Here is a 4,105-nt window from a genome sequence, read left to right as displayed (position 1 = left end):
GCCATTTCTTTCGTGAGGCCTCCAGCTTTTGTTCCAAGTGGCGCCACCTTACCGCGAAGCTTTGTTTCCGTTAGGTCCTCTAACCAGGGGTCTAGCGCTTTAAAGAATTCCTTACTGGGATACCCATTCTGTTTATGCCAAATTGCTTTATAACCTGCTGTACAACTATTTCGTTGTAACGTATCGGTCAGTGCGGCGATAACCCAATCGGTTGCTTCGACAAATTGATCTGCTTCAGCATAAATGTCTGGTGCTTCATTAAGAATTTGCCACACCTTCGCAATCATCCACTCCGATGAAATTTTCCCACCATAACGTGGTAAAAAGGCTTCTCCTCGTTCTGCCGCAATTCGGTTCAATTCATTTGCTTCTGCTTGGGCTGCATGGTGCTTCCAAAGCTTGACCCAGCTGTGTGGATTGTCTTTTAAAGCAGGATTAAAGCATAACGGTTCACCTGATTGATCAATAGGCAACATCGTACATGCCGTAAAGTCGATTCCGATTCCGATAACATCTTCAGAGTAAACACCAGATGCTTTTATCACCGCAGGAACCGATTGTTTTAGCACCTCTAGGTAATCACCAGGATGCTGAAGGGCCCATTCAAAGCCTAATTCTATATTTGATTCTGGTAGAGCTTGATCAATCACACCATGTGGGTATGGTGTAACATGGTCCGCCACTTCTCTCCCATTCTTTAAAGAAACAAGTACAGCTCTACCTGATTCAGTACCATAGTCAATTCCAATTGCATACTTTTCCCCCATTGTCGCTCTCCTCCCTACTTTTTCTTGGATACATTATCTTCTCTTTAAATATGTTGCTCTATTGTACTAGCATTCTGTTAATAACTGTTCTCTTTCCCTAAAATAAGCAATGGTTTGATTTACTAGATGATCAAGTTTCGTTTGGTCGGGCACCGCATTCATTGCAGGATACGGATCCCCTCCAGGACCAAGTGGCTCTGGTGTAACAAACCTGCCTTCTTGATTAAAACCAATAAGATAAAGAGCCATTATAATTGTATCTATATCCATAAATCCATCACCCAACGCACCTCTGTTACTATCTGCTAGGTGAAGATTCACAAGCTGATTACCAGAATTTAAAATAGCATTTCCGATGTGTTCTTCTTCTGATTGCATATGATAAAGGTCTCCATTAATATGCTGTATTCCACTATGATTTATAGCTTTAATATAACGTTTTGCATCAGCTATCGTATGGATGAAACTAACTTCTGCTGCGCGTATCGGTTCAATTGCTGCTTTTATTTTTTTCTGTAAAAACACATCTCCTAAGCTTCGAAGCGTCGCCACACTTCGCTCAAATTCTGTATTATCATAAGCATTAGGACGCCCGACTGCACCAGGGACAACTAAAAGGTAGTCGCCCCCAATTTGTTCTGTGAAATTTAATTCCCTTTTTATATAACTAATAGCTGCTTGTCGCTTTGCTGGATGGTTGCTTGATAGATCATTTTCTGCTGAAAACATTCCGCAAACACCAGAAACTTTCATCTGGTATTTTTTCAAAACTTCTTTTGTTTTGTCAACGTTATATCCTAAATCTTCACCATAATGATTACCATGCAATTCTATAAATTCTAACCTGGCATCCTTTAATCGAATTACCGATTCTTCTAAAGGCTCTAATCCAAATCCCCAATTGCTCCAGGACAAATTCAATCTGGTTTTTAGTTTCTCAGGATGTTCAGATTTCAGTTTATTAAAAGCTTTTTTAATCTTTTCATCCACAACTTGATAATTTTGTTTTTTCACTTACACTCTTCCACCCTTCTTTATTCGTTATGAAAAAGGGTTGTCCCAAAGTATTTTTCAATACAATATGGACAACCCCTTTCTCATTATTAGATGTTGAAGTTATTAGAAATTAAAATCGCCTGCATTTTCTTTTGTAAAATCAGCTGGCGGCCCCATAATTACTGTTTTTCCATCTTCTTTTACAGTGATTTTTCCAACGTTTTCTATTTCTTGTCCGTCCGTTGGCATTTCTCCTTCTGCTAGCATCTTTCCAAGTACTACTGTTAAATAACCTAGTTTACCTGGATCCCATAATACAGCTGTATCTAGTGAACCGTCTTCAAGGTATGGCTTAGAATCTGTCGGAAGGGCAGACCCTACTACAGAAATTTGATCTTGCAATTCCTTTTCCTGAACAGCTTGTGCAGCTCCTAATGGTGCTGGAGTTGATACAGCTAAAATACCTTTTAGTTCTGGATAAGATTTAATTAGATCAAGTGTTTTTTGATAGGCGACCTGCTGTTTTTCATCTGTAGGTATTTTTTCCGTAACAATTTCAATTTCTGGATAGTTTTCCTCGAATTCCTTTTTAGCGGCATCTAACCAAAGGTTTAAGTTGGCAGCAGATAGACCACCAGTTAATAATGCAACTTCCCCTGATTCTGTACCCATAGCTTCTACAAGCTTTTGAGCCATGTGCCGTCCAAACTCTTCATCGTCCACTTGTTTAATAGAAAGTTCCACAAGATCTTTATTTGCTGGTGTATCCCAATCTGTTACATTTATTCCTTGTTCCTTAGCTTTCTTTAACACAGGGTCTACAGAAGCAGGATCATTTGGCGCTACCGAAATAACATCTACATTTTTAGAAATTAAATCCTCAAGTACTTTAACTTGTGCAGCCGCGTCTGCTTCGGTTGGCCCGGTATATTCGACATTAACACCTAGGTCTTCTCCAGCTTGAATAGCACCCTTCTCAGAAGCATTAAAGTAAGGAATACCAACAAGTTTTGGTACCACAGCTATTGTTAATTCTTCACTCGATTTTTCCTCTGAATCTCCGTTGGATGAACCATCAGAACCATCAGATTCTGAACCCCCACCACCTTGCTCGGATACACACCCTGCCAAAATGCCAATAAATGCAATCATTGACACCAAAACAAGTAAAAACTTCTTCATTTCTGTTTCCCCCTCGGAAAATTATTTTATATTTTACCTAGATTTACTAGGATAAAACCAATTGTTTATGCAGCCTCAGCCGCTTTTGTTTCTTTTCTCTTCTTAACTTTGTCGGAAAAGAAATTCATTGCTAGTACCAATATTAAGATGGCTCCTATGAAAACATCCACAATCGCTCGGTGTACCCCTAGTAAGTTTAAACCATTCGAAATAGTCTGGAAGATAATAACTGCATAGACGGTACCAACAACCTTGCCATAACCACCATGAATATCTGTACCACCTAATACCGCTGCAGCTACACTTTGGAGTAAATAGGAAGAACCCAGATCAACCTTCACTGAATTATAGCGAGATGTCATAATGATTGCTGATATTGCCGCTAATAACGAAGCGTATAAATAAACTTTCATCAGAACTCGACTATTTCTAATGCCCGAAAAAAGGGTTGCAACTTCATTACTCCCATACATATACACACTTCGTCCCCAGCTCGTATGATTCATTAATACACCCGTAAGGATTGCAAAAAAGATAAAAATTAACATGGAAAGTGGAATTATTCCAAGGTAATACCCATTTCCAATCAATCCATATGAATCACTAAACCCAGAAATGGATTGACCCTTTGTAATTGCAAGGATCACCCCTTCAAACAAGACCATGGTTCCAAGAGTAACAAGTATTGGAGAAACACCTATTTTTGAAATGACAAACCCATTAAAAGCACCACAAGCAAGTCCAAATAAAATTCCAACCATGATTGCAGGAAGGATGGAATAGCCATTAGTTAACATCAATGCTGCCCCTACGCCAGATAGTGCTGCAACATACGTTATCGAAAGGTCAATCCCACCTGTTACAATTACTACCATCATGGCAATAGCGATTAATCCAAATTCAGGCAATTGGAACATCATATTGTTAAGATTATATGAAGATAAAAAGCCAGGCGCAATTAAACTCATTAACAAAAAGGTCGCAACTGCAATTAATCCAAGGATGCTTTCCTTTGAAAATTTCATTTTATTTACCTCCTTGTATATTATGTTTAGACCTATTTTTGAGGTCTCTAAAAAGCTAGATTTGCACCTTGATAATTGAATAGCTCTTTCCTCCTTAGTGGTGGAGGGCGTAGCTTCGTAAATGAGCGTGTGCTT

At 39.0% G+C, this 4,105-nt stretch carries 4 protein-coding genes; all 4 read right to left on the bottom strand.

The features are described 5' to 3' along the window. A partial coding sequence (locus NC797_RS18045) for an FGGY family carbohydrate kinase (RefSeq protein WP_272438187.1) occupies nucleotides 1–767 on the bottom strand: 767 nt, incomplete at its 3' end. 66 nt (nucleotides 768–833) lie between these two features. Continuing rightward, nucleotides 834–1,781, bottom strand: a complete 948-nt coding sequence (locus NC797_RS18040; protein ID WP_272438186.1) for a sugar phosphate isomerase/epimerase family protein — start codon at nucleotides 1,779–1,781, stop codon at nucleotides 834–836. 105 nt (nucleotides 1,782–1,886) lie between these two features. Next, complete coding sequence (locus NC797_RS18035; RefSeq protein ID WP_272438184.1) at nucleotides 1,887–2,945, bottom strand: autoinducer 2 ABC transporter substrate-binding protein; 1,059 nt, start codon at nucleotides 2,943–2,945, stop codon at nucleotides 1,887–1,889. Nucleotides 2,946–3,010: 65 nt separating this feature from the next. Beyond that, the gene (locus tag NC797_RS18030) at nucleotides 3,011–3,970 is read right to left on the bottom strand and encodes an ABC transporter permease (protein ID WP_272438183.1); all 960 of its coding nucleotides are present in this window, start codon (nucleotides 3,968–3,970) and stop codon (nucleotides 3,011–3,013) included. Nucleotides 3,971–4,105: the final 135 nt, after the last annotated feature.

Source organism: Terrihalobacillus insolitus (assembly GCF_028416575.1).
Taxonomy (GTDB): domain Bacteria; phylum Bacillota; class Bacilli; order Bacillales; family Amphibacillaceae; genus Terrihalobacillus; species Terrihalobacillus insolitus.
This window is presented reverse-complemented; position numbering and strand designations above follow the sequence as displayed.